General features: G+C 56.0%; 25 protein-coding genes and 1 tRNA gene. 20 read left to right on the top strand and 6 right to left on the bottom strand.

What is annotated here, in order from left to right; all coding sequences use genetic code 11:
• Positions 1–32 precede the first annotated feature (32 nt).
• The 14 genes from pyrH (at position 33) to AC2FHX_RS04405 (ending at position 14,911) form a co-directional block, all read left to right on the top strand.
• Positions 33–785, top strand: a complete 753-nt coding sequence (gene pyrH, locus AC2FHX_RS04470; RefSeq protein ID WP_142634233.1) for a UMP kinase — start codon at positions 33–35, stop codon at positions 783–785.
• Between the two features lie 250 nt (positions 786–1,035).
• Complete coding sequence (locus AC2FHX_RS04465; RefSeq protein ID WP_142634231.1) at positions 1,036–2,262, top strand: aminotransferase class V-fold PLP-dependent enzyme; 1,227 nt, start codon at positions 1,036–1,038, stop codon at positions 2,260–2,262.
• Between the two features lie 48 nt (positions 2,263–2,310).
• A complete protein-coding gene (locus AC2FHX_RS04460; protein ID WP_496700176.1) occupies positions 2,311–3,735 on the top strand; it encodes a cryptochrome/photolyase family protein in 1,425 nt (474 codons plus the stop codon).
• 69 nt (positions 3,736–3,804) lie between these two features.
• Positions 3,805–5,013 carry an SAM-dependent methyltransferase gene (locus tag AC2FHX_RS04455; protein ID WP_271946718.1) on the top strand — a complete coding sequence of 403 codons (1,209 nt, stop codon included), beginning with the start codon at positions 3,805–3,807 and terminating at the stop codon, positions 5,011–5,013.
• Positions 5,014–5,029: 16 nt separating this feature from the next.
• Positions 5,030–5,470 carry a TrgA family protein gene (locus AC2FHX_RS04450; RefSeq protein ID WP_142634225.1) on the top strand — a complete coding sequence of 147 codons (441 nt, stop codon included), beginning with the start codon at positions 5,030–5,032 and terminating at the stop codon, positions 5,468–5,470.
• 28 nt (positions 5,471–5,498) lie between these two features.
• Positions 5,499–6,617: an NUDIX domain-containing protein gene (locus tag AC2FHX_RS04445; protein ID WP_496700177.1), complete on the top strand. Its 1,119-nt coding sequence runs from the start codon at positions 5,499–5,501 to the stop codon at positions 6,615–6,617.
• A 66-nt stretch (positions 6,618–6,683) separates the two neighbouring features.
• Entirely contained in the window at positions 6,684–7,718 is a 1,035-nt protein-coding gene (locus AC2FHX_RS04440; RefSeq protein WP_142634220.1) for a cysteine synthase A, read from the top strand.
• Positions 7,718–10,144 (top strand): DUF3772 domain-containing protein, encoded by a 2,427-nt coding sequence (locus AC2FHX_RS04435; RefSeq protein ID WP_496690667.1) that lies wholly within the window; start codon positions 7,718–7,720, stop codon positions 10,142–10,144. Before AC2FHX_RS04440 ends, AC2FHX_RS04435 begins: the two co-directional genes overlap by 1 nt.
• A gap of 88 nt (positions 10,145–10,232) precedes the next feature.
• Positions 10,233–10,322, top strand: a tRNA-Ser gene (locus AC2FHX_RS04430).
• A 363-nt stretch (positions 10,323–10,685) separates the two neighbouring features.
• Positions 10,686–11,645, top strand: a complete 960-nt coding sequence (locus tag AC2FHX_RS04425; protein ID WP_496700178.1) for a glycosyltransferase family 2 protein — start codon at positions 10,686–10,688, stop codon at positions 11,643–11,645.
• Positions 11,642–12,028 (top strand): GtrA family protein, encoded by a 387-nt coding sequence (locus tag AC2FHX_RS04420; protein WP_496700179.1) that lies wholly within the window; start codon positions 11,642–11,644, stop codon positions 12,026–12,028. The genes AC2FHX_RS04425 and AC2FHX_RS04420 overlap by 4 nt, the downstream gene beginning before the upstream one ends.
• 9 nt (positions 12,029–12,037) lie before the next feature.
• Positions 12,038–12,787 carry a methyltransferase domain-containing protein gene (locus tag AC2FHX_RS04415; protein WP_496700180.1) on the top strand — a complete coding sequence of 250 codons (750 nt, stop codon included), beginning with the start codon at positions 12,038–12,040 and terminating at the stop codon, positions 12,785–12,787.
• On the top strand, positions 12,784–14,193 hold the full coding sequence (locus AC2FHX_RS04410; RefSeq protein ID WP_496700181.1) for a hypothetical protein: 1,410 nt from the start codon (positions 12,784–12,786) through the stop codon (positions 14,191–14,193). Before AC2FHX_RS04415 ends, AC2FHX_RS04410 begins: the two co-directional genes overlap by 4 nt.
• Positions 14,194–14,233: 40 nt before the next feature.
• On the top strand, positions 14,234–14,911 hold the full coding sequence (locus AC2FHX_RS04405; RefSeq protein WP_496700182.1) for a YrbL family protein: 678 nt from the start codon (positions 14,234–14,236) through the stop codon (positions 14,909–14,911).
• A gap of 3 nt (positions 14,912–14,914) precedes the next feature.
• Here the strand turns inward: AC2FHX_RS04405 and AC2FHX_RS04400 are convergent, their stop codons facing one another.
• Positions 14,915–15,793, bottom strand: a complete 879-nt coding sequence (locus AC2FHX_RS04400; RefSeq protein ID WP_496700183.1) for a LysR family transcriptional regulator — start codon at positions 15,791–15,793, stop codon at positions 14,915–14,917.
• 211 nt (positions 15,794–16,004) lie between these two features.
• Here AC2FHX_RS04400 and AC2FHX_RS04395 point away from each other — a divergent pair, with 211 nt between their 5' ends.
• Positions 16,005–16,253: a hypothetical protein gene (locus AC2FHX_RS04395; RefSeq protein WP_142634203.1), complete on the top strand. Its 249-nt coding sequence runs from the start codon at positions 16,005–16,007 to the stop codon at positions 16,251–16,253.
• A 43-nt stretch (positions 16,254–16,296) separates the two neighbouring features.
• A complete protein-coding gene (locus AC2FHX_RS04390; RefSeq protein WP_496700184.1) occupies positions 16,297–17,301 on the top strand; it encodes a GlxA family transcriptional regulator in 1,005 nt (334 codons plus the stop codon).
• Positions 17,302–17,308: 7 nt separating this feature from the next.
• Here AC2FHX_RS04390 and AC2FHX_RS04385 read toward each other — a convergent pair whose 3' ends face one another.
• The 5 genes from AC2FHX_RS04385 to AC2FHX_RS04365 all read right to left on the bottom strand — a co-directional run bounded on the left by AC2FHX_RS04385 (position 17,309) and on the right by AC2FHX_RS04365 (position 23,290).
• Positions 17,309–17,869, bottom strand: a complete 561-nt coding sequence (locus AC2FHX_RS04385) for a sarcosine oxidase subunit gamma (protein ID WP_496700185.1) — start codon at positions 17,867–17,869, stop codon at positions 17,309–17,311.
• On the bottom strand, positions 17,862–20,807 hold the full coding sequence (locus tag AC2FHX_RS04380; RefSeq protein ID WP_496700186.1) for a sarcosine oxidase subunit alpha family protein: 2,946 nt from the start codon (positions 20,805–20,807) through the stop codon (positions 17,862–17,864). Before AC2FHX_RS04380 ends, AC2FHX_RS04385 begins: the two co-directional genes overlap by 8 nt.
• On the bottom strand, positions 20,804–21,091 hold the full coding sequence (locus AC2FHX_RS04375; RefSeq protein WP_496700187.1) for a sarcosine oxidase subunit delta: 288 nt from the start codon (positions 21,089–21,091) through the stop codon (positions 20,804–20,806). Before AC2FHX_RS04375 ends, AC2FHX_RS04380 begins: the two co-directional genes overlap by 4 nt.
• Positions 21,092–21,105: 14 nt before the next feature.
• On the bottom strand, positions 21,106–22,356 hold the full coding sequence (locus AC2FHX_RS04370) for a sarcosine oxidase subunit beta family protein (protein WP_496695231.1): 1,251 nt from the start codon (positions 22,354–22,356) through the stop codon (positions 21,106–21,108).
• Positions 22,357–22,441: 85 nt separating this feature from the next.
• Positions 22,442–23,290 carry a LysR family transcriptional regulator gene (locus tag AC2FHX_RS04365; RefSeq protein WP_496700188.1) on the bottom strand — a complete coding sequence of 283 codons (849 nt, stop codon included), beginning with the start codon at positions 23,288–23,290 and terminating at the stop codon, positions 22,442–22,444.
• A gap of 108 nt (positions 23,291–23,398) precedes the next feature.
• Between AC2FHX_RS04365 and AC2FHX_RS04360 the strand changes: the two genes are divergently transcribed.
• Genes AC2FHX_RS04360 through AC2FHX_RS04345 form a run of 4 tightly spaced genes read left to right on the top strand, consistent with a single transcriptional unit; the run spans position 23,399 to position 26,701 of the window.
• A complete protein-coding gene (locus AC2FHX_RS04360; RefSeq protein ID WP_496690654.1) occupies positions 23,399–23,998 on the top strand; it encodes an amino acid synthesis family protein in 600 nt (199 codons plus the stop codon).
• Positions 23,970–24,749: an alpha/beta fold hydrolase gene (locus AC2FHX_RS04355; RefSeq protein ID WP_496700189.1), complete on the top strand. Its 780-nt coding sequence runs from the start codon at positions 23,970–23,972 to the stop codon at positions 24,747–24,749. Before AC2FHX_RS04360 ends, AC2FHX_RS04355 begins: the two co-directional genes overlap by 29 nt.
• The gene (locus AC2FHX_RS04350) at positions 24,746–25,654 is read left to right on the top strand and encodes a flavin reductase family protein (RefSeq protein WP_496700190.1); all 909 of its coding nucleotides are present in this window, start codon (positions 24,746–24,748) and stop codon (positions 25,652–25,654) included. Before AC2FHX_RS04355 ends, AC2FHX_RS04350 begins: the two co-directional genes overlap by 4 nt.
• Positions 25,655–25,666: 12 nt before the next feature.
• Positions 25,667–26,701, top strand: coding sequence for an LLM class flavin-dependent oxidoreductase (locus tag AC2FHX_RS04345; protein WP_496700191.1), 1,035 nt, complete (start codon positions 25,667–25,669; stop codon positions 26,699–26,701).
• The last annotated feature ends 5 nt before the right edge of the window (positions 26,702–26,706 follow it).

The raw sequence follows: 26,706 nt of genomic DNA, 5'->3' as shown, positions 1-26,706 counted from the left end.
GGAATTAAACCCGTGCCAGCCCGGAGCGCAACATGACCCTTTCCCCCACAACCGACACTGTCGATACAACCAAGGCGAAATACAGCCGAGTGATGCTGAAGATTTCGGGCGAGGCGCTGATGGGAGATCAGGGTTTTGGCCTGCATCCGCCCACCGTTCAGCGCATCGCGCAAGAGGTAAAGTCAGTTCACGATCTAGGGGTCGAGATTTGTATGGTCATTGGTGGTGGCAACATCTTTCGCGGTCTCAGCGGTTCAGCTCAGGGGATGGAACGGACGACGGCGGATTACATGGGTATGCTGGCTACGGTCATGAATGCGCTTGGCATGCAATCGGCGCTTGAGGAGGTTGGCGTGTTTACTCGTGTGATCTCGGCCATTCGTATGGATGAGGTTTGCGAGCCTTACATCCGCCGCCGCGCTGTGCGGCATCTGGAAAAGAAACGGGTCTGCATCTTTGCCGCTGGAACAGGGAATCCGTATTTCACAACAGATACCGCAGCGACACTGCGCGCCAATGAGATGGCTTGCGAGGCGATCTTTATGGGTAAGAACGGCGTGGACGGTGTCTATGACAAAGACCCCAAAGAACATTCGGACGCGGTGCGTTATGACTCGGTCAGCTACGATGACGTGTTGGCAAAGCGGCTGAAAGTCATGGATGCATCGGCCATTGCGCTAGCGCGCGACAATAACCTGCCTCTGATCGTATTCGGATTGGATGAGCCGGGCGGTTTCCGCGGTATCTTGGCCGGTGAGGGAACCTACACAAAAGTTCAGGGCTGACACCCGAACGGTACTCATTTTCAAGGCCGGGCATAATTGCCCGGCTTTTTCTTTGGTTCAGGGCACAGTGTTCTTGACGATGGCAAAAGCTGTGGGCAATTTGTCGGCGTACTTGCGCGGCAAAGGCGCAGGTTCTGCGGGCACCTGAACGTGTCGGCTGGGCTGGAAGACCTGCCATGATTTCTGAGGGTTCCGAAATCATGCTCGGGCACCTCTTGGATAGGCAAGCATGATCAAGGAGGCACGTGCCATGAGCACTCTGGATATCAATTTTGTTCGGTCGCAGTTCCCGGCTTTTTCCGAACCCAGCCTGCAGGGACAGGCATTTTTCGAAAATGCTGGTGGATCATATACTTGCAAGCCGGTGCTTGATCGTTTGACGCGCTATTACACCCAGCGCAAGGTACAGCCCTATGCCCCTTATGATGCCAGCCGTCTGGCCGGAGAGGAAATGGACGAGGCCCGCGCCCGAATGGCTGCGATCATGGGTGTGGATGCAGATGAACTGAGCTTTGGCCCGTCGACCACGCAGAACACCTATGTTCTGGCGCAAGCATTCCGACAGTGGATGCAGCCGGGTGATGCGATTGTCGTGACAAATCAAGATCATGAGGCCAATTCGGGGCCTTGGCGCCGTCTTGCTGATGAAGGCATAGAGGTTCGCGAATGGCAGATAGACCCCGAATCCGGGTCTCTGAACCCGCAGGATCTTGAGGACATTCTGGACGAAAAGGTGCGTCTGGTCTGTTTTCCGCATTGTTCGAACGTGGTCGGGGAAATCAATCCGGTTACCGAGATAACTGCGATTGCACATGCGGCAGGCGCGTTTGTCTGCGTCGACGGTGTCTCTTACGCGCCGCATGGATTTCCGAATGTCGGTGATCTGGGACCGGATATCTATCTGTTTTCGGCGTATAAAACCTATGGTCCTCATCAGGGATGCATGGTGATCCGCCGGGCATTGGGGGAGCTGTTGCCCAATCAGGGGCACTATTTCAACGGCGATGTTCTTTATCAACGCTTTACCCCTGCAGGGCCGGATCACGCACAGATCGCCGCCAGCGCGGGCATGGCGGATTACGTCGATCTATTATGCGAACATCATGACGGACCCGGAACTGGTGCTGCAGCGCGGGGGGCGTTTGTCCACGACCTGATGCGCGGGCACGAGATCGCCCTGCTACAACCGGTTCTGGATGCGGTTAAAGATCGTAATGCAGCCCGTCTGATCGGAACCTCTGATGCCTCGCGGCGTGCGCCAACGGTCGCGCTGGCGCTGAACCGAAATGCTGAATCTGTTGCTGCCAGTCTTGCCTCGCATGGGGTTATGGCCGGTGGCGGAGATTTCTATGCCGTGCGTCCTTTGCAGGCCATGGGTGTGGATCTGGGTCAAGGTGTTTTGCGAGTCAGCTTTACGCATTACACATCGAAACGGGAAATTGATCAGCTTTTGAATGCGTTGGACGCTGTTTTGTGATCCAGTTCTGAGACTGCTGCGTAGAAAGGTAAACAATACGGAGCAGTCATGGGACCCAAGAGCCCGCCGATAGTTATGTGGTTTCGACAGGATTTGCGACTGTCGGACCATCCTGCACTCAGCGCTGCTTCGGCAACGGGGCGGCCAATCATTCCGGTCTATATTTTCGACGATCTCGGGCAGGCCTTGGGTGCGGCTCCTAAATGGCGCCTCGGCAAGGGCCTCGAGGTGTTTGACCGTGCGTTGGCGCAGTTGGGAAGCCGTCTGATCTTGCGACGCGGGGATGCGTTGGAGGTTCTGCAAAACCTGATCAAGAAAACCGGATCCACCGAGGTCTATTGGTCTCGGGCTTACGATCCGGACACGATTGCCCGAGATACAAGGATCAAGACGGCTCTGACCAAACTGGGCGTACAGCCCAAATCGTTTTCCGGGCACCTGCTTTTTGAGCCCTGGACCGTCCAGACCAAGACCGGAACGCCTTTTCGCGTGTTTACACCAATGTGGCGATCGGTACAGAGACGCGAGGTTCCATTTCCACATGCGCGACCCGCCGCGCTGGCCCCGCCGAAGGAATGGCCGCATACAGATACTCTGGAGTCGTGGGGAATGGCCGCGGGAATGAATCGCGGTGCATCAGTTTGCGCCCGCTATGTACAGCCAGGGGAAGACGCAGCGTTCAAAACGCTCCATCGGTTCTTGGAACGGCTTTCGGGGTATCCCGAAGCCCGGGATCAACTGGCCGAGGATGGAACGTCGGGCATTTCCGAATATTTATCGCTGGGTGAGATTGGACCGCGTAGCGTCTGGCACGCCCTCCAGGGCGCAGAGATGTTCGGCATGTCCGGTACCCAAGCCTATTTGCGACAGTTGGTTTGGCGTGAATTTGCCTATCATTTGATGTTCCATACGCCTCATTTGTTAAGCAACAACTGGAAACCGGAATGGGATCAGTTCCCTTGGGGCCAAAACGCCTCTAGCCCCGAGATCATTGCTTGGAAGCAGGCAAGGACAGGCATTCCCGTGGTCGATGCTGGGTTGCGACAGATGTACGTCACAGGTCGCATGCACAATCGCGCACGGATGATTGTCGCCAGTTATTTGACCAAACATCTGATGGCGCACTGGAAAATCGGTATGGGCTGGTTTTCCGATTGCCTGACCGATTGGGATCCGGCCTCAAATGCGATGGGTTGGCAATGGGTTGCTGGGTCCGGCCCAGATGCGTCCCCGTTTTTCCGTATTTTTAACCCCGAGGCGCAGCAAAAAAAATATGATCCCTATTGCGACTATGTGCGGAAATGGGTGGCCGAAGGACAGTCAAACCCGCCCTCGAGCGCACTTGATTATTTTGAAGCCATTCCCTGCAAGTGGGGTCTTGATCCGTCTGCGCCATACCCAAACCCTGTTGTGGGTTTGGCAGAAGGGCGCGCACGCGCCTTGTCGGCCTACGAGGGCCGAAAAAGCCGGTAAAGAACTGAAAACTTGCCAGAAACACAAACTCGTTTTAGCCTTCTACAACAACCGCACAGGGGAGAGCGGATGGTTCTAACTACAATCGAAGGGCAGACAGACCTGCCAAGATATTTTGCACATGTTCTGAATATGCTGAACCAGATGGAGCGGGGGCAGCTTGATATTGCCTTGCCAGACGGTCGTGTATTTCGAACCGAAGGCAAACGCCCTGGGCCTGTCGCACGGGTCGATATTCACAATCCGGACGTATTTGCACGACTTATACGGGAGGGTGAGCTGGGGTTTTCAGACGGATATCTGGAAGGCGATTGGAGCACACCAGATCTGCGTGCCTTCATGGATCTAGTGCATCTGGGTACCGAGACCGTGTACGACGATTTCACCGGGAAATTTCTGGTACAGGCCTATGAACGCCTGCGCTTTTGGTTGCATCGAAACAACCGTCGACAGGCTAAAAAGAATATCTCTTATCATTACGATTTAGGTAATGAATTCTATGGGTTATGGCTAGATGATACCATGACCTATTCCAGTGCCTTGTTCGAAACCGGACAGGAAAGCTTGGAAAAGGCACAAACCGCTAAATACGCCAGTCTGGTTGATGAAATGGGTGCCAAACCCGGTGACCATATTCTGGAAATTGGCTGCGGATGGGGTGGTTTCGCCGAATATGCAGCAAAAGAGCGTGGCCTGCGGGTCACAGGCTTGACGATCAGCAAGGAACAGTTGAGCTTTGCCCGTCAACGCATTGAAAAAGAAGGACTTACAGATTTAGTTGATCTGAAGCTGCAGGATTATCGTGACGAACGGGGCCAATATGACGGGATCGCCTCTATTGAGATGTTCGAGGCGGTTGGTCAGAAATATTGGCCGGTCTATTTCGACACTATCCGTGATCGCTTAAAACCTGGCGCACAGGCAACCTTGCAAATCATTACCGTCGGCGATCATCGCTGGGATGTGTATAAGAATGGTGTTGATTTCATTCAGAAATATATCTTTCCGGGGGGGATGCTTCCGGCTCCGACAATTCTGCAGGAGCAGGTGGAGAATGCGGGTCTGACCGTGGTGAAGTCAAAAGAATTCGGCAAAAGCTATGATCTGACACTGCGCCGCTGGTACGAGACGTTCAATGACAAATGGGACGAGATTTCGGGAATGGGGTTTGATGAGCGTTTTCGCCGCATGTGGAATTATTATTTGACCGCTTGCGGCGCGGCCTTTGACACCGGCAACTGTGATGTGACACAGATCACCATAGCGAAACCTACTTAGTAAACGGACCTTTAGAATGCCCAGCGCCTCACGTCTTGTCGCAGCCCTTTGTCTGGCGGTGGTGGCATTTCTGGTTTCCAGCATGATCATAGCAAATGGTGAAGAAGGCAAAAGCTATGGCTACTTCACTGTCGTCAACATGGCCCTTGGGGTCGCGTGTGGTTGGAAAATCATGGGTAAGCGAACCGGCAAAGGGTGGACCGCTGCCGTCAATAACGGACTGACAGGGATTGCCTCGCTGGTGTTTTGGGGTCTTTTCGTTCAGGGCACCTATGAGATGTTCCGCTTGGCCATGCGCCACCGCTATGACGGCCCGTTCGAGGCCCTTATGGCGATATTCAAGATTGGCGTTGGCTATGGCGAACAGTTGTTAGCTCCGGAAATTCTGTGGACTTTGGCTATTGGCGCTCTTATCGCCGGTTTGGCGACGGAAGAAGCAAGCCGCCGCTGGCGCTAGCACCCAAACACCAACGCGAGATACCCTTGTGAACGATCTGTTTTTCTATGGCACGCTTCGGCATCTGCCACTGCTGCAACTGGTGCTTGGCCGTTCGCTGTCATGCCTGACTTTGTCAGAGGCCAAGCTGAAGGATCACGCGGTTTACGGCGTGCGCGACGAGGCATTTCCGATGATCAAGCCAGAACGTGGGGCCGTTGCGGATGGCCTTCTGGTTCAGGGCCTCGAACCCGAGGATTTCAAGCGACTGATTTTCTATGAAGGGGGGTTTGATTATGATCTGCAGCGGCAGCCCGTTGAATTGCCCGATGGCTCTGTTGTCGAAGTCAGCGTGTTCTTTCCCGAGCCTGACCTGTGGTCGCCCGATGAGCTATGGTCCTTGCAGGACTGGGCAGACGCGTGGGCGGATCTGACCCTAACCGCCGCGCAAGAGGTCATGGGCTATTACGGCAAGGCCGATGCCCTCAAGATCGCGCGCAGTTTTCCGTCGATCCGAACCCGCGCCTGGGCCAAGCTGGCTGCACGCAAACGCGGAACCGGTGACGCGCGTGATCCGAAGAAGGATGTGATCGTACACGAGCATACCCATGCCTATATTGACTATTTCGGCATGCAGGAGGTTCAGCTTCAACACCGAAGGAATGACGGCACGATGGGGTCGGTGCTGAACCGCAACGGATTGATGCAGGGCAGTGCTGTGGTGGTTCTGCCATATGATCCGAGGCGTGATGCGGTGCTTTTGGTTGAACAATTTAGGACGCCGGTTTTCCTGATCGAAGACCCCGAGCCGTGGATGTGGGAACCCGTTGCAGGCATGATTGACCCCGGTGAAACGCCGCAACAGGCTGCGCGGCGTGAGGCGCTGGAAGAAGCCCAGATCAACCTCAAGTCGCTTGAATTTGCCGGAGAGGCCTATTCGTCCAGCGGATCGTCCACCGAATACGTCTATCTTTACGTAGGGTTGGCCGATCTTGAGAAAACGATAGACGATGGCGGGTTGGCCTCGGAAGGTGAGGATATCCGCACCAAAATCATTCCCTATGCTCAGTTCATGGATCAAGTCGACGGGCATGGGTTCAAGGATTTGCCGCTATTGTCACTGGCGCATTGGCTGGCTCGGAACAGAGACAGGCTGCGTGGGGCGTGATCGCGGCTTGTGGTTGTTGCGTAGCATCTGTAAATCTTCGTTGATACGTAAAGAAATGAGGGCGCCATGCGCATTGCGAAAGACCTTGCCGACGCAGTAGGGAAAACTCCGTTGATCCGGCTGCGCCGTATCAGTGAGGAAACCGGGTGTGAAATTCTTGGCAAGGCCGAGTTCATGAATCCTGGTCAATCGGTCAAGGACCGTGCCGCTCTTTATATCATTCGCGATGCCATAGCACGGGGCGACCTGAAACCTGGGGGCACCATCGTTGAAGGCACCGCTGGAAACACCGGTATCGGTCTGGCGCTTGTCGGGGCGTCGATGGGCTTCAAGACCGTGATCGTGATCCCGGAGACCCAGTCCGAAGAAAAGAAAGACATGCTGCGTCTTGCGGGTGCACAGTTGGTTCAGGTCCCGGCAGCGCCGTATCGCAACCCGAACAACTTTGTACATTACTCTCGCCGTCTAGCTGAAGAACTGGCGCAGACGGAACCCAATGGCGCAATCTGGGCCAATCAGTTCGACAACGTCGCCAACCGTCAGAGCCATGTCGAGACCACCGGCCCCGAGATCTGGGAGCAAACCGGCGGTAAGGTCGACGGCTTTGTCAGTGCGGTTGGTTCAGGTGGCACGTTGGCCGGTGTGGCCGAGGCCCTGCAGCCCAAAGGCGTCAAGATCGCATTGGTCGACCCGATGGGGGCCGGGTTGTATTCCTATTACAAAACTGGTGAGATCGCGATGGAAGGAAGCTCGATCGCGGAAGGTATCGGGCAGGTGCGGATCACCAAGAACCTTGAGGGGTTCAAACCGGATTTCGCCTATCAGATGACGGATAACGAAGCGTTGCCCTATATTTTTGACCTTCTGCGCGACGAAGGTCTGGTCATGGGCGGATCGACCGCCATCAACATGGCTGGCGCCGTGCGCCTGGCCAAGGATCTGGGTCCGGGCCATACCATTGTTACGATTCTGTGTGATTATGGCACGCGCTATCAATCCAAGCTGTTCAATCCGGAATTCCTGCGCGAAAAAGAATTGCCTGTTCCTGATTGGATGACCGAGGCGCCGCGTAGCATTCCGGGCGTTTTCGAGGACGTATGATGTTGCGGCAGGTCCGCCTGTTTCTGGCCCTTGTTTCACTTTTGTTTGCAGTTCTGTCTGGCCCTGCAACGGCCCAGCTTTCGGATCGGCAAAGTGACTACTATCAGGGTTGGGTAAAAACGGCGGATCGGGCCGAAGATGTGATCGAGGCCAATCGGGCCTCGAACGCTTCGCTGGAAAACCTGCGATCGGAAATTCATACCTATCGAGATGTTTTCAACAGCGCGCGTGGTGCAAATACCGAACGTATTCAGACCCTGGAAAGCCAGATCAAGGCTTTGGGTCCCGGACCGGAAGGTGATGCAACCGAACCGGAAGACATTGCTACGCTGCGTTCACATCTTGAAAACCAACTGAACGCACTGCGGGTGCCGCATATCATTTCCGACGAGGCCTTCAGTCGCGCCAACGGACTGATCGCAGAAATTGACCAGATCCTGCGAAATAGGCAGAAAAAAGAGCTGTTGGAGCGCGGCCCATCGCCACTGAACCCCAGCTATTGGCGACCAGCCTGGGTTGATCTGACTGAAGCGGGCCGAAGCCTTTTCAACGAGGCTGTGCAGAACTACCAAACAGATGTGGTGCATGAGCAGCTTCGCAAACAAGGGCTTGGAATTTTATTGCTGGTCTTCGTGGCCATTGTTTTGCTGGGCTATGGAAAACGTTGGTCCGAGGCTGCTGGGAACTATCTGCGTACCATAGGGGGGCAGGGAACTGGCGTATGGACATTCCTGACATCGCTGTTTCGGATAATTCTGCCATGGCTGGGTGTTTTGTTGCTGGTAAAAGCCGTCGTCCTGACGGGGATATTGGGATTGCGGGGAACCCTTCTGATACAAAACGTACCGTTCTGGGCGGCCATTGTTCTGTACTACGACTGGATTGGACGTCAGGTCTATGTAATGCAGCAGGCGCAGGGTTTCAGAAAGCTCTCGCCAAAGCGGATCACCGAGCTTCGAATCTACCTGGATCTGCTTGCCGTTTTTCTCATTTTGCACGATCTTGGGAACCTTTTCGAACAGATCGAGAATACTTCGGATGCGACGCGCGCGGTTGTGGGCTTCCCAGTTATTCTTGCAACTGCTCTGGTTCTGTTGCGTGCGCGGCAGATACGGCTTGCCGAGGTGCAGGCAGAACCTGATGGCAATGCCCGTGGAACCGGGGTCATCCAGCTGGTCGAATTCTTGCGCCGAGCATTGTTCCTGTTGGGAGTTGTCAGCCCAGTTCTGGCTGCCATCGGTTATAACAACGCGGCTGAGGCCATTGTTTTTCCAGCGGTAAAATCGTTGATCCTGATTGCCGCACTGATCATCCTTCAACGATTCCTGACTTCGGTTTATGGATTGATAACCCGCAAGGGTGAGGCAGCCCGGGACACATTGTTTTCGGTTCTGATTGGCTTTGCCATGGCCATTTTGGCCCTGCCGGTTCTGGCGCTGATCTGGGGCGCACGCGAGACCGATTTGTTAGAGGCATGGTCGCGGCTCCTTTTGGGGTTCGACATTGGGGGCGTGACCGTCTCGCCCAGTAATTTCTTTACTTTTCTGGTGGTTTTCCTGATCGGATACGGACTGACACGCGCCCTGCAGGGTGGGTTGCGGACCTCTTTGTTGCCAAAGACGAGCATTGATCCTGGTGGTCAAAACGCGATTGTTTCAGGGACGGGGTATGTCGGTATCTTCCTGGCAGCCTTGGTCGCCATCATGGTTGCGGGTTTCGATCTGTCGTCTCTGGCCATCGTGGCCGGGGCGCTATCTGTCGGGATCGGATTTGGTCTGCAAACCATTGTCTCGAACTTTGTGTCCGGCATTATCCTTTTGGTCGAACGCCCGATCTCAAAAGGCGATTGGATCGACGTAAACGGGATGATGGGTTATGTGCGCGACATCTCGGTACGCTCGACCCGGATTGAGACCTTCGATCGAACAGATGTCATTGTCCCGAACTCGGACCTGATCAGCGGTGTTGTCACCAACTATACCCGTGGAAATACGATCGGACGCGTCATTGTCCCGGTCGGGGTGGCCTATGGTACCGATACCCGCGTGGTTGAGACAATCCTGGGCGAAATCGCCAACGCACATCCGATGGTATTGGCGAATCCGGCACCCAGCGTAGTGTTTCAGGGGTTCGGTGCGGATTCTCTGGACTTTGAAATCCGCGCCATTTTGCGGGATGTGAATTGGGTTCTTTCGGTGAAGTCCGACATGAACCATGAGATCAATCGCCGCTTTGTCGAAGAGGGGATCGAGATACCGTTTGCTCAGCGTGATGTCTGGCTGCGAAACCCCGAGGCCCTTCAATCGTCAGGTAACGCGCAAATGCCCCCATCTGAGCCTGTTTCAGAGACAAAAGCGCCTCCGGCCTCTTCGCCCGCCGAATTGACCGAGGCTGATCTTTCCGACGGAGATGGTGACGAACCCTGAGGCAAGTTCGGACCTGAAACGAGCCAGAGAATTTTACGCTAATCGGGCCTTGCAAATCCTCAGGCGATAGTCCAAATAACGCCCGCACGGAGAGGTGGCCGAGTGGTCGAAGGCGCACGCCTGGAAAGTGTGTAGGCGGGAGACCGTCTCCAGGGTTCGAATCCCTGTCTCTCCGCCACAACACCAGCTCTTGTCTTGGACGCTTAGGTGTTTCACATCTCAGACATTGTTTTGGAACCCCCCAGCAAAAAAGGCTCGGTAAGCGATTCACATAACCCATGTTGAGCGAATTCATCCAATTTAGATGGCCCAGAATTACTGTTTCTTGCAGGCAAGGGAATTTCAGGATGCGAGGCAGTCAAACTGTTGGGTAGGGCCTATTCCTGTGTCGGTTGGGTAACTACAGGTGAAAACTCGGCGCTCGGCTTGTTCGCTGATGCGTCTGTTGAGATATCAATACATCTACAACGCCAAGTGAACGCTATTCCTTGGCTGGTCCGTTTTGCGATAGGTGCGCCGTAAAATCGCGCCCGGAGGTTAGATGTTACTGTCTGTCGTCATTCCATGCATGAACGAAGAGGAGTCGATCCCCTTACTGGTGGAGCGCCTGATCGCTGCGACTGAACAATGGAACGCCGAATCCGAGATTATTCTGGTGGATGATGGGTCTAATGACGAAACATGGCGCGCAATCTGTGCCCAAAGCGAGTTTCATCCGCGTATTCGCGGTTTGAAGCTATCGGGTAACCGCGGTCACCAGATCGCTCTGACAGCGGGGCTGAATGCAGCCCAAGGGCAGCGGATTTTTATGTTGGATGCCGATCTGCAAGACCCGCCGGAGCTTTTGTCGGACATGATGGCGATGATGGATCAGGGTTATGATGTGGTTTATGGGCGTCGGAGTGAGCGAAAAGGCGAAAGTTGGATTAAGAAAGTAACAGCTCATGGTTTCTACCGCATATTGAACCGGCTTTCGGACGTACCCATTCCAAATGACACGGGCGATTTCCGGCTTGTCAGCCGTCGGGCGCTGGATGCGGTTCTGAGTATGCCGGAACGCGCGCGGTTCGTTCGGGGCATGTTCGCTTGGGTTGGTTTCCGTCAAATCGGGATCGAATACATCCGCGACCCACGGATCGCGGGCGAGACCAAATACCCGATGTCCAAGATGATCCGCTTTGCGCTTGATGCACTGGCGAGTTTTTCGATCAAACCGCTGCAGATCGCCACACGAATGGCCTTTCTGACACTAATTATCGCCGCGCTGATGGCGGTCTACGTCTTTTGGTCCTTGATCCTTTACAACGCAGTTGCGGGTTGGGCTTCGACGGTTCTGGTGATCAGTTTCTTCTCGGGTATCCAGCTGTTGACGCTTGGAATCATGGGGGAATATCTCGGACGTCTGTATATCGAGGCCAAAAACCGACCACTCTATTTTGTAGATCAAGAGACCTCAGAGATTTTGGACACCATAGTAGAAGAGAAGACCGCGCAGAAATGAGCGAACGGCGCCGCATAATCCGGTTTGCCATGGTGGGATTATGCGTGGCTGGTTACTACATGCTGGCTTATCTGGGCCTGTTGCGCGTGTTTCATTCGCCCTGGATCGCCAATGCATTGGCTTTTGGGTCCGCAATCCTGATCCAATATATTGGGCAAACAGTCTGGACCTTCGGGCAGGCGCTGGTGGTTCCTGCACAGTTTGGGCGGTTTCTTTGCATGGTCGGAATTGGGCTGCTGGTTTCAGCTGCGATTACCGGACTGGCCGGCCCTCGTTTTGGCCTGAGCGAAGTTGTCTCGGCCGCTGTCGTTGTAGTTGTTCTACCTGTGATCAACTTCGCGTTCCTACGGCTGTGGGTCTATAAACCGCAGAATTCAACCTAGAGATTGGCAATGTCGCATATCTATTCAAACGAGTTCTTTGACTATATTGACCAGGGCGCCCGGCGGTCCGCAAACAGGCTAATTGCTTGCCTTCTAGGAAAAATCTCTGCGGACAGTGTCGTGGACTTTGGCTGCGGGCGGGGTGTGTGGCTGTCGGAGTGGCAGGCCGCGGGTTGCAAGGATATTGCCGGTGTCGATGGCGACTATGTGGATCGTGACAAGCTTGCGATACCGGCTGAGGCGTTTATCGGTGCAGATCTGTCCGAACCGGTCGAGCTTGGACGCCAGTTTGATTTGGCTCAGTCGCTTGAGGTCGGTGAACACTTGCCGCATGACGCGTCGGCCAGCCTGGTTCAGAGCCTGACCACACATAGCGATCTGGTCCTGTTCTCAGCCGCCGTTCCGGGGCAGGGCGGCGAGTTTCACATAAATGAACAGCGCCTGTCCTTTTGGCAGGGTTTGTTCGCTGAACGGGGATACACAGCCTATGATTGTTTGCGGCCTGAGATGTTCGGGGATCAATCGATCGAACCCTGGTATCGGTATAATTCTGTCCTCTATGCGAACCAATCAGGGGAAGTCCGGCTGTCTCAGGACGTGCTGGATACCAAAGTCGCGCCCGGCGCGTTGAAAGAGGTCGGCAGTTTAGGCTGGACCCTACGTAAGCTGGTTGTGCGTGCCTTGCCCCGGTCGGCTGTCACCGCTATCGCTCAGGTCCGGGCCTCTGCTATTGCAAGGTCATATGGCGACAAATCATGACGGAAAAAACACCTCGGCAGGAGTTTCTTTTTCTGTCCCTGCTTTGCACCGCTGCGTTGTTCCTGATCAACTGGCCACAGCTTTTCGACCCTTTCGTACGTCATGATGATTTCCCGGCGCTGCTGGGCTGGACCGAGATTGCCTACCACAAGGCCTTGGATGAAGGTCGTTGGTTGAACTACTGGTGGCAGTTCCGGCCATTTCTATGGCCCTCACAAATAAGCATGTATCTCTATAACATAGCCTGGGGCTTGTTCTCGGCTGCGGCGGCAGTCGCGATCATGGAGCGTTCGGACCCGATCTGGTACAAAGGTTATCTTGCGCTATTCATTGCGTTTTCGGTTCCAGCATTCCTGATTTCATACTGGTTCAACACGTTGCTGCCGGGGATCTGGGTTATCACCTTGTACAGCCTGGCAGTTCTGTTTCTTCCGCATCGTGTGTCGCTGGCCCTGTTGGTTCTAGCAGTGCCCTTATCCTTCATGGCCTACACGACCTATCCGTTCCTGTTGCTGACACTGATCCTGCTGTCAAACAAGGCACCAAAAACCTATACAAACGTCGCTGTTACGTTGATCATTTTCTTTGTCAGCCTGGTTCTGGCGCTCCTGTGTGTTTACACCCTGAACTACTTCTACCATGGTATATTCGGTATTCCGGTTGCTGAATGGCGTGGGCCGAACGAAGTAAATTCGGTCGATGACCTGCTGCTGAACCTTACCAAGGTCAAAGTATTCCTCCGATCCATCATCTATACAATGGGCGGAGGGACAATCAGCTATGGCTTGATGCTCTTGGCCCTATTTGCAGGCGCCTGGGGGTTCCTGTTTACCCGAAGACGGCTGTTTGCCGTCGCGATCCTGATGGCTGCACTTGCTGGCCTGGCACCGCTTATCCTCAAGGCGATGATGTCGGGGGTGCAGGTCCCTGTCCGGGCATTGAACTGGCTTTGGATCTTGTTTGGGGTCGTGCTCACCACGTGTGGGGTTCAGTTTCTGCAGTCTTCAAAAAGATGGTTAAGTGTTTCGCGTATCTTGTTGATGTGCGTGTTGATGATCAATTTGATGCTCATTGGCAAAACATCGTTTATGTTCATCCCGCCTTGGCAAAAAGCAACGCGCGCATTGGCGCAAAGCCTGCCTGAACAGGCCGAAACCGTGTATATCTATGGGCATTTTCTTGGCGTGAATGGTGCGGCAGACGCCAGAGTTCAATTCGAACGGGGGCTGCGGTTGCGGTTAAACTATCTGACCGGGGCCGAGATCATCATGTGCTGGAAGCAGCCCGATAGATGCGATGGGATTACACCTCCGTTCGATCCAGGCGACTGGGTCTCGACGCCTGTTGTCGTATCAACTGGTGACCAGGCCTTTATCCTTTTGCCGCGTCCCAATCTTGGGCCCTGATCAAAAGGTGAGTTGTAACAGGTTTGAGAAAATTCTATGAATGCGCCCACTTGGGCTGTCCGGCATTCAAGGACACATACCCCAACCCCTGTTGGAACACCCGGACATGATTGACCTGAGCGACCACAAACCCCTGCGAAAAAGTCGCAACTATCTGATTTATCAGCACCCCGAGGTCGAAGGGGCGCTGCTGAAAGTGCGGGTGGACGAACCTGTGCGTAGCCATTTTCTGCCGCGTTATGCCGAATGGCGCTATGGCAATCTGCGCCAATGGAACCGCGAAGCAAACGAATATCTGGCGGCGCTCAACCGTGGATGCCCCGAGATCGAGAGGTTGGCGCAATTCATGGGATATGCGCCAACATCAGCGGGCCCGGCGATAGTGGTGGAAAAACTGACCGGCCCGGACGGAGATCTTGCGCCAACCCTGCATTCGGAACGCGTCGCGCTGGCCAAAGATCACGCCGGACGTGAACGTCTTCATGCTGAATTGATGGAACTGTTTGACGATCTCGAAAGTGGCCGGATCATTGTGGGTGACATGGGGTTCGAAAACATCGTTCGTGCGCAGGAAAGAGGTGGCAAGCTGACCGTGATTGACGGCGTTGGCGAGAGGGTTCTTTTTCCGCTGTCACTGGTCAGCGAAACAGCGTTTCGCAAGTCAATCGACCGCCGGCGACAGAGGATGTCGAGTGGCTTTGGTTTAATGAAGACCTGACCACTAAACTACTACGCGCAAGGGAAACGCGCGTTCGACCTCTTTTGCTATCTCCGCAATCAGCGCTTTTGTCACGGCGTTGCGGTTGTTCATCTGAACCCGCGCGACATAGGCAAGCTCTGGAGGGGTAGGAAAGACATCGTTGATGACTTCCATGTCAGGTGTAATGTGCATCCCGTTCAATAGCGCTATGCCCAGCCCAGATCGAACAGCCGACTGGATTCCTGCTGCACTTGGACATTCCAGGATATTGTCAAAACGGTGGTCCTGCTGCTGACTGTCTTCCATTCCCCATCTTCGGTAGAAACACTGTGTGTCAAAGGACAGAAACGGAACCGGTTCTGACAGATTCAGACGATAGTCGGGTGATTTGACCCAATGAAGGGAATCCTGAAACAGGATCAGATCTTCGGGCTGCACGTCGTTGCGAAATATCTGAATCACCGCCAAGTCTAATTCACCAGCCTTCAACCAATCCTGAACATTCAGGCTTTGACCAGTGCGGGTTCGTACGCGAACATCGGGGTACAGCCGCGTGAAACGTCCAAGAATTTGGGCGATCCCGCTGGTTGTCGCATCCTCGGTCATGCCAAGCCGCAAGTGGCCGGTGAGCGGCCTGTTACCAAGTGAGGCCACCGCTTCGTCATGCAGAGTGGTAATTCGACGGGCGTATTCACAAAGACGCAGCCCGTCTTCGGTGAACAGGGGGGCACCTTTGCGGCGAGTCAGCAGTTTGCAATTCAGTGCGCGCTCTAAACGGCCGATCTTATGGCTGACTGCCGATTGCGAAAGCGCAAGGTGTCGGGCCGCACTGGTCACACCACCATAGGTCGCGATTGCGAGCAGCGCGCGCAAAGCGTCTATTTCCAAACGTTCGTTCATGAATGCCCATGACAGATTTTGATCATTGAATGATAATCATTCATTTGCGGCAAAGGCAAATGTCAGATTAGGTATCGCGAACACAATGTTCGCGGAGCTTCGAAATGAACAATCTGTACCCGGAGGATATCACAGACTTCGAACATCAGTCGGCATGCAAATCTGGTCCGCTGACGCTGTCTTCTTCTTTCGGCAAAGGAAAGCGTAACTGATGACGGAAGACAGAACAGCTAACCGCCGCCTGACAACACTGTTTGAGATCACCGGATCGGTTCTGGCTATGGCTTATGCCTTGCTGATTGCTTCGAATATTGGCGCTGAGATTCTTGGATTCTCCCTACTGTTGGTGTCCTCGGCGCTGTTTGCCGCATGGGCATTGATTGATCGGCGTTGGACGTTTTTGCTGTTGCAGGCGTTCTATGCGACCTCTGCCATTATTGGACTGATCCGTTGGGCATAAACTTGGTGTAGGGTTGCCGCCAGGAACTTGTTAGGACGGATCTATGACGGATCAGGACAGAATCGATATCGGCTTTCTGCTGTTTGATGGATTTCCGATGGCTTGTTTGACATCGGTGATTGAACCCCTGCGGGCGGCCAATGAAATCGCAGGTCATCAAGCGTTTAGATGGTCGCTGGTTTCTGAACGTGGCCAAAAGGTTCAGTCAAGCGCAGGGGTTGGGTTCGAAGCAGATCGCGCGTTGGCGGATTGCAGGAATATCGACATTTTATTCCTGCTTAGCAGCCCGTCTTCGGTCTTTGGCAACGCTGTTAGCGGCAATGCCTTGCTGCGTGGTCTTGGGAGGCACGGAACAGTTCTGGGCGGGATCAGCGGTGGCGTATTCCCCCTTGTGCGATCCGGTGCAATGGCAGGTCAGCCGGTCTCGGTCCACTGGTGCTATGAGGCGGCATTTGAGGCCGAGTTTCCCGATATGGACGCCCGGAGCGAAGTGATCGTGCGCACCGTGACGCGCTATACCGCCGCCGGTGCAGCGGCAGGGTTCGACCTGGCACTGCATTTGGTTCACGATCGCTTGGGCGGTGACATTGCGCATGAGGTTGCGTGCTGGTTTCAACATCCGATGATGCGCGGTGCGGCAGTGCGTCAGCAGGTGCCCAATGCGACAGCGCCGAGAACGGGAGACCGCCTTCCACCGCTTGTTTCACGCAGCGTTGAAATGTTTGCCGCCAATATAGGTCAAGCGATCTCGATTGCCGAAGTTGCGAAACAAATGGGCGTCACGCCCCGTCAGATCGAGCGGGCATTCAAACAGGCAACCGGACACAGCCCCAGCCATTATTACCGCGCAATGCGGATGAAGGCGGCGCGTCAGATGGTGGTTTATACCAAAGACCCCATTTCCCAGATCGCGGCCGCTGTCGGCTATGGATCTGTCGCGCCCTTGGTGACGCATTACCGGTCGGCTTTTGGCCTGAGCCCCAGCGAGGACAGGCGCCGCATCAACCGTTTCCGGGTTGAGGATAACGCCCCTTTGCCCTCGGTCTAGGCGCTGACTAAAGCGCCGATCGCATCGCCGTCAGGATCGCATGGTGCAGAGATTTGGCGGACGAGCGCGGACCGTACAGGCTGTAGTGATCCGAACTACGACACAGCACGAAACAGCCAATATGGTGGATCGAGCTGCGCGCCGCCGTTCCCTTAGTCAATATGCGCAGATCCAACTGGCACAAAAGCTCCAGCACTGCTTGAATGTTCGCACCAGCCAGGTCGAAACGCACCCAGGCATCGGTCTGTTCCGTGACTGAGGCCGCAGACCCAACCGCAGATTTCACCTGCGCGGCAAGGTCCTCGTGCGTGTCATGCGGTGCTTCAACCATCCATTGCTCTGGCCCCGCCCAAAAGGCTGTGATTGCGGTTCCTTCAAACCTCTGGACCTTTGGTGCCTCAGCGCCAATTAGTTTCTTCAATGCGGCTTTGGCCGCTGTTTCCTGATCGAGCCGCGCCGCGACTGATGCCAACGCCACGCCCGGTATCTCGGAACAGGTGACAGGCCCAACCGTGTCTACCCGAGGGTCAGCCGCGCCGAGGGCGGTTATCGCAACCAGATTATCCACGCAGACGTTCTCCTTCCGGGTCAACGAAATGGGCCGAGACGATTTCCACCTCGACCGTCAGGTCCGTCAGCGGCGAGACAAGGCGCATTTTCTCGCCCAGCCTGTCGCCGCCGTTTTTCAACAATCCCAGCCCGATGCTACTATTCAGAATGGGTGAGTAGACGGCTGAGGTGACATAGCCCTGATCATGGGCTGCATCGACCGGGCCGTCAGTGTTCATCAGGTGGCCACCGGCGGTTACCTTGTTTTCAGGCTCCAACGGTTTGATCCCCACCAGCATCAGTGCATCGGGTTGGTTCAGTCCCTCGCGTTCCGACAGGGTTGATCCGATGCTGTCCTTCTTTTTGGACACCATGCGGCCCATTCCCAGGTTCAGGGCGGTTGTGGTGCCGTTCAACTCGCTGCCTGCAGCATGGCCTTTTTCGACCCGCATGACGCCCAGTGCTTCGGTGCCATAGGGGACAACGTCGAACTCTTCGCCCTCGGTCATCAGCCGCCGCATCAGCGCGTCGCCATAGCGAGAGGGAACCGCGATTTCGAATGCCAACTCGCCAGAGAACGAAATCCGGAACAGCCGCGCCCGATGGCCGCCACACACGGTGATGGTGCCGCAGGCCATGAAAGGGAAGCCCTCATTCGAGATGTCGAATTCCGGGTCGACGATCTTTTGCAACAGCTTGCGCGAATTGGGCCCGGCGACCGCATATTGCGCCCATCCCTCGGTGGTGGAAATCAACTGCACGTCCATGTCCGGGCACAGGCACTGGCGCACGAACTCCATGTGGCGATAGACCAATACGGCATTTGCGGTCGTTGTGGTTACGACGAAATGATCCTCGGCCAGTCGCGCGGCGGTGCCGTCATCCATGGCTATGCCATCTTCGCGCAGCATCAGGCCATAGCGGGTTTTGCCGACTGCCAGCTTGGCGAAAGCATTGGCATAGACGCGGTTCAGGAACGCTGCCGCATCGGTGCCCTGGACGTCGATTTTGCCCAATGTCGTGCAGTCGCACACCCCGACCGAGGCACGCGTCTGACGCACTTCACGGTCCACGCTCTCGCGCCAATGGGTCTCGCCGGGCAGGGGGAACCACTGCGCACGAAGCCAGTTTCCAACCTCGACAAACACCGCGCCGCGTTCTTCGGCCCAGTGATGTGAGGGCGTCAGGCGCGTAGGGTGGAACTCTTTGCCCTTCATCCGGCCTGCGAAAGTAGCAATCGGGACGGGGGTATAGGGCGGGCGGAAGATGGTGGTACCGGTCTCGGGGATCGACTTACCGGCCAGCTCGGCCATGATCGCCAGCCCGCCGATATTCGAGGTCTTGCCCTGGTCCGTGGCCATGCCCAGCGTGGTATAGCGTTTCAGATGCTCGACCGAACGGAAGCCCTCCTGATAGCTGAGACGGACATCCTTGACCGTCACATCGTTCTGTTGGTCAAGCCAGGCGCGTTTGCAGCCCTGGACGTACCAGAATGGTGTCTGCGCGATGGGCGCGTCCTCGGCCTCGGGCAGATCGGGTTTGGCACTGGTCAGGTCCAAAGCGGCGATTGCGGCCTCGGCGCCAGAGCGCAGCGCGCCGTGGGTCGACATATCGCCGTTTGCCGCGCCGGCAACGGACATGCCCACCGGCAGGTCCGCACCGGGAACAAAGGCGGCCAGCGTCTTATCCCAGGTGGGGCGGCCCCGCTGATGACAGGTCATGTGGACATTCGGGTTCCATCCGCCCGAAACGCCCAAGGCACCACATTCCAATGTCCGGGTTGAGCCATCGGGCAGGGCGACTTCGACAAAGCTCAGCCCCAGGCGGCCTTTAGTATTTGTGACCTGCGCACCCTGCAGAACTTCGTAATCGTGGCTGATAGGTGCGTCCTTGCGTACATCGATCACTGCGGTGATTTTAACACCTTTGGCGTGCAGATCAGCTGCGGTGCGGTGACCGTCATCATTGTTGGTAAAGACGGCGACGCGCTGCGATGCCGCTGCTCCAAACCGGTTGGCATAGGTCCGCAGGGCGCTGGCTGTCATGATGCCGGGGCGATCATTGTTTTCGAACGCGATTGGCCGCTCGGTTGCGCCTGCGCACAGCAGCGCCTTTTGGGTATAGATGCGCCACAGGACTTGCCGGGGTTTGCCTGCGGGCAGGCTGGGCAGGTGATCGCCCGTACGCTCGACCGCGCCATAGATGCCGTGGTCAAACGCGCCAATCACTGTGGTGCGCGGCATCAAGCGAACGTTTGGCAGCGCGGACAGTTCGGCCACGGCCTGCGCCGCCCAGTCAGACGCCGCAGCATCGTCTATGGTGAGTGTTTCGCTGTTCAGGCGACCGCCCAGGGCGAAATCCTCATCCGCCAGAATGACATCCGAGCCCGCACGACCCGCGGTCAATGCCGCCATAAGACCGGCTGGTCCGGCACCAATGATCAGCAGATCGCAATGGCGAAAACCCTTGTCGTATTCGTCCGGGTCCTCTTGCATCGAAAGCGATCCAAGCCCAGCTGCGCGGCGGATTGTAGGTTCGTACAGCTTTTCCCAGAAGACTGCAGGCCACATGAAAGTCTTGTAGTAGAAACCCGCAGACAGGAAGTTGGAAAACATGTCATTCACGGCCAGCGCGTCGAATTTCAGGCTGGGCCAGCGGTTCTGTGATCGCGCCTCAAGTCCCTCGAACATCTCGATGTTTGTTGCGCGGGTATTGGGTTCTTTGCGGGGGCCCGAGCGCAGTTCGACTAGGCCGTTCGGCTCTTCGGATCCTGCGGTCAGCAATCCGCGCGGACGGTGGTATTTGAAAGACCGCCCGATCAGACGCACATCATTGGCCAGCAGGGCAGATGCCAAAGTGTCGCCGGGATGGGCGGTATAGCTGCGCCCGTCAAAGCGGAAGTTGAGCGTTGTATTGCGGTCGATCTGTCCGCCATTCAGCCGGTTCACCTGCGTCATTTGGAGCGCCCCCGTTCGCGGGCCACATCGCGGGCCAGTTCCACCTTTGAAATCTCGTGGGTCAGCGTGTTGCGCGTGACGACCAGCCAGGATCGGTCACCTGTTTCGTGGTACCAAAGTTCACGGTGCTCGCCTGCCGGGTTGTCACGCAGATAGGCATAGTCGTGAAAGGCCTCGGCGGCATTTTCCGCCTGCCAATCTGGGCGATCAATCAAGGACGCGTCACCCAGATAGGTGAATTCCGACGCATCGCGGGGCCCAAGCAGGGGGTGGTTGATAATCATGTCTGGTCTCCCCTTTAATGCAGGTTGGGCTGATTGCCCGCGCCTTTTTCGTCGATCATCCGGCCCGTGCGGAACCGGTCCAACCGATAGGCTGTTGCGACAGGGTGCGGTTCGTCTTTTGCAAGCAGATGCGCAAAGCAATAGCCCGAAGCCGGAGTGGCCTTGAACCCGCCATAGCACCAGCCCCCGTTGAAATAGAGGCCCTCGACCGGCGTTTGGTCAATGATCGGTGAGCCATCCATCGACATATCCATCACGCCGCCCCACATCCGCAGCAACCGGGCGCGTCCGATCATCGGCATCAATGCCATGCCACCTTCGCAAACATCCTCGACCACGGGCAAGTTGCCGCGTTGGGCATAGGTGTTATAGCCGTCAAGATCGCCACCAAAGACCAGCCCGCCCTTGTCGGACTGACTGACATAAAAATGCCCCGCGCCATAGGTTATGACACTGGGCAGGACAGGCTTTAGCCCCTCAGATACAAAGGCTTGCAGAACGTGGCTTTCGATAGGCAGGCGCAGTCCGGCCATCCCCATAACGCGCCCCGAACTGCCCGCAACGGCGCATCCGACTTTGGAGGCGCCGATAAAGCCCTTAGTCGTTTCGACCCCAAGACATTTGCCATCTTCGATCCGCAGCCCGGTAACTTCACAGTTCTGGATAATATCGACGCCATGCAGGTCGGCTGACCGGGCATAGCCCCAGGCCACCGCATCATGGCGCACGGTACCGCCGCGCCGTTGAACAAGGCCGCCCTTGATCGGAAAGCGAGCGTCGTCGAAATTCAGATAAGGGTGTTCGCGCCGCACCTGATCTGCGTCCAGCAATTCGGCATCGGCCCCGTTCAGGATCATCGCATTGCCACGTCGCGTATAGGCGTCACGCTGTCCGTCTGTATGGAACAGATTGACGATACCGCGCTGACTGACCATTGCGTTATAGTTCAGGTCCTGCTCGAGCCCTTCCCACAGCTTCAGCGAGAACTCATAGAACGGCTCATTCCCATCCAGCAGGTAGTTCGAGCGAATGATCGTGGTGTTCCGGCCCACATTTCCGCCACCGATCCAGCCTTTCTCGATTACGGCAACATTTCGTTGGCCGTAGATTTTGGAAAGGTAATGCGCGGTTGCCAGACCATGCCCGCCGCCACCGATTACGATGATGTCGTAATGGGCCTTAGGTTCAGGTTCACGCCAAACCGGTTTCCACCCTTTGTGGCCGGTTAGCGCTTCTTTGATAACTCGAAAGCCGGAATATCTCATGAATCGGACCTTTTCTTCCAAACTTCATTATTTTCGGGCGCGGCGATATCCCCATATGCGACATGGGTGTGTCTGAATCAGACCCTCAGGCACAAGAAATAAGGCCGGAAAACCAATCGGTGAAATCCGATACCTCGGCTGAGTTGCGAAGGACGGATAAAAAATAACCCTCACTGGCGGGTGCGGAATCTTTGCTGGCAAGGTGGACTTTGCCCGATTTCAGGGCTTGCTCTGCGATGATAGAATTCACCAGCGCAACGCCGCTGCCTGACACGGCAAGTTGCAGGGCCAGGCCATAGGAATCCACAAAATAAGAAGGTTTGCGCGGTTTCTGGCCGGTGGCCTCCCCCCACGACGCCCAACTGTCCGATGTGCCGACGGATTCGATCAGGGGCAGGTCCACCCAATCGCCGCCGAGATTTGGAGACATCACCGGAACAAGGCGATTGGGTTTCAACGGTTTCGCATTCTTCCCGACTTGTTTTTCCGAGCCAAAGCGGACCTCGATATCGGCGCGCGATGCTGCGTATTCGTCAGGCCAGATCGTGCTGACAAATCGGAGTGAGGTTTCGGGGTGCTGGGCCTGAAATTCCGGCAAAGCCGGAGAGATGACCCATTCGATAATACTGATAGAGGCTGCGACCGTGATATGGCGTGCCTTTTCCTCGGCCAAATAGGGCGAGGCGGCGGAATGCAGCATGTCCAAGGCTGCCTCGACCTGTGGCAGCAGCTTCCGCCCTTCATCCGTCAAAGAAAGACCGCGCGCGTGGCGGTGGAACAGAACGACGCCCAGACGGGTTTCCAAGGCTTTGATTTGTTGGCTGACTGCGGATTGCGTCAACCCGATTTCATCCGCTGCAGCAGTTGAACTAAGCCGCCGCGCCGCTGCTTCGAACGACCGGAACCACGTCAGGGGAGGGAGTGTTTTTGCCATCGGTAACCAACCTATTAGTATTGTTAATACCTAAGGCTCAAGTTCTTTCGTTTGTCAAAAGATGTTTCTAACGGTGATATTTCCTCAAGCAGATTTGGGGAGACGGCAGTGCAGCCAAATATCAGAAAAATAGTGACTTTCGACGAAGAGGTTCTGGTTGAAGGATTTCGTGCCGCCGACCGCCCGTGGCGCATGTTTGCCGTTGCGGCGGTTGTGTCGAACCCTTGGGCTGGCCGGTATGTCGAGGATCTGAGACCGGAAATTCTGGCCTATGGGCCTGTGCTGGGGCAAATGTTGACTGACCGGATGGTCACGCTTGCAGGTGGCGGCGAGGTGATCGAAGCCTATGGCAAAGCGGCGGTTGTAGGGCTGGATGGCGAGGTCGAACATGCCTCGGGCCTGATCCACACGCTGCATTTCGGGAATTACTATCGTCAAGCGGTTGGGGCCAAGTCCTATCTGTCCTTCACCAATACCCGCGGTCCGGCGAACACTCCGATCATGGTGCCCATGATGGACAAGAATGATGCCGGGCGTAGATCGCATTATCTGACGCTGCAGTTTGCAATCCCCGACGCACCGCGCGCGGATGAAATTGTGGTCGTGCTGGGTGGCGCAACCTCGGGCCGTCCCCATCATCGGATCGGCGACCGTTATCAGGACCTCAAGGATTTGGGCCATGACGTGGACAACCCGGCCTCGGTCTGAACTCAGCACCCTGGCGGTGATTGATCAGGGCCAAGGGCCGCTGGTTATTCTGCTGCATGGGGTTGGTCTGCGAGCCGAGGCGTGGGGTGCGCAGATCGACGCTCTGGTCGCGGCGGGGTATCGTGTCTTGTGCCCGGATATGTCAGGACATGGTCAGTCGAGCTTTGATCATCCGACTGGCTTGGAGGCATACGTGCACCGCACGGCGTCCGTGCTAACAGAGCCCGCTGTCTTGATCGGCCATTCAATGGGCGCCCTGATTGCGCTCCGACTGGCGGCGGATGTGCCAGATAGCATTCTTGGCGTTGCGGCATTGAATGCGATCCATCGACGTCCGGTTGCCGCGCACAAAGCCATCGTCGCACGTGCCTCGGCCTTGGACGTGTCGGGGCCAAATGATCCCACGGTCACGTTGCAACGTTGGTTTGGCGAAGCCTCGTCCGCCGAGCGACTGGCCTGCATGCACTGGCTGACTGAGGTTGATCCGGCGGCCTACAAATCCGCATATACCGCTTTTGCTGAAACGGACGGTCCTTCCGATGATGAACTGGCCCGTATCGCTTGTCCCGCCTTGTTCATGACCGGCGCGGATGAGCCGAATTCGACGCCTGAAATGTCTCGGGACATGGCGCGTTTGGTTCCCTCGGGACAAGCGGCAATCATCGCAGGTGCCGCACATATGTTGCCGATGACTCATCCCGCCGAAGTAAACGCACAGCTGTTGGAATTTGTGGGGGGGTGCCAGCCATGACAAGTATGGACCCCCGAGCTTTGCGTGACGCCTTTGGCAGCTTTATGACCGGGGTGACAGTGGTGACGGCACGGGATCCGCAGGGCGCGCCAGTTGGGTTCACCGCAAACTCGTTTTCGTCCGTATCGCTTGACCCGCCATTGCTGCTGGTGTGTCCGGGGAAGTTTCTGTCCAGCCACGATATTTTCGCCAACTGCACCCGGTTTGCGGTGAATGTGCTTGCAGATGGACAGCAAGAGATATCGAATACTTTCGCTGGGTATAAAGGGGACCGGTTTGCAAAGGTCGCGCACAGCAATGGTCTTTATGATCTGCCCCTGATCGACGGTGCGCTGGCGCAGTTTTGCTGCGAGACCCATCAGGTCCTTCCCGCCGGTGATCATACCTTATTGATCGGTGAAGTGGCAGAGTTCTCGCACTCGGTCGGGCAGGGTCTTGGATATGTCGGAGGGTCGTATTTCAGCCTGGGGCTCGAACGCGAAATCGACGCCATGGTACCGACGATATGCGGCGCAATCATCCGCAAAGATGACAGTGTTTTGCTTGAGCAGAGCAACGGTGCCTATCGTCCCATTCAAATCGCCGGGGTCGAGCGGGGTGGGCAGCGAAACCGGTTGACCCAGGGCCTGTCCGAACGCGGGCTGAAGGTGCAGGTCGAACAGGTCTATTCCTCATTCGAAGATGCGGAAACAAAGCAGCATTACACCTATTTTCTGGCCAGCTGCCCCCGACCAACGCCGCTTGAGGGCGCCGAATGGATCAGAACGGATGACCTTCCGAACCTGAAATACGTGTCCGGCGGTGTCCGCCATATGATGACCCGCTATGCGATGGAAGCCAAAGAGGGGGATTTTGCTCTCTACCTTGGTGACGCCTCGCAGGGCGACATTCACAGCTTACGATAAAGGAGCAGGTCAATGGAATTTTCCCTGTTTGCCCATATGGAACGTTTGTCGCCAGATCAGCCGCATGACGTTCTGTATGACGAATTCGTCAGCCTTGTGAAAATGGCGGACGAGGGCGGGATGCGCGCCGTCTGGACGGGTGAGCATCACGGGATGGAGTTCACCATCGCGCCTAACCCCTTTATCTCGCTAGTCGATCTGGCCCATCACACCCGGAATGTACGGCTGGGGACGGGTACGGTAGTCGCCCCGTTCTGGCATCCGATCAAATTGGCCGGAGAGGCCGCCGCGGCAGATCAGATTACCAAAGGCCGGATCGAACTGGGGATCGCACGCGGCGCATATTCTTATGAGTATGAGCGCCTGATGCCGGGGATGGATGCCTGGGAGGCGGGCCAGCGGATGCGCGAAACCACCCCTCTGCTTCCGCAAATCTGGCAGGGCGATTGCGCGCATGAGGGTGAGTTTTATTCCTTTCCGGCGACCACATCTGCGCCGAAACCGTTTCAGAAAAACGGTCTGCCGATCTGGATCGCGGCGCGGGACCCCAATAGTCATGAATTCGGTGTCCACAACGGGTTTAACATCCAGGTCACTCCCCTGTGGCAGGGCATGGAAGAGATTGAAACGCTGATGGACCGCTTCAATGCAGCCTGCGACAGCCATACCGGACCGCGCCCCAAAATCATGCTGTTGCATCACACATATGTCGGCAAAGACGCAGACGATGTTGCGCAAGGCGTTCAGGAATTGCGCCGGTATTACAACTATTTCGGTGCCTGGTTCATGAATAAACGCCCGGTCGAGCAAGGGTTGATCCAACGGATCACCCAGGACGAGATGGATGCAAACCAGATGTACACAAGTGATAAGCTGGCGCGCGACCTGACGGTTGGTACAGCGCAGCAGGTTATTGACCGGATCAAACGTTATGAAGATTTGGGCTATGATGAGTTTTCGTTCTGGGTCGACAGCGGGATGACGAACGAGCGAAAACGTGCCTCTTTGGCGCGGTTCATCGACGATGTCATGCCAGCCTTTCAGTGAGGAAC

It is taken from the genome of Ruegeria sp. CDSC042 (assembly GCF_059610745.1).
This window is presented reverse-complemented; position numbering and strand designations above follow the sequence as displayed.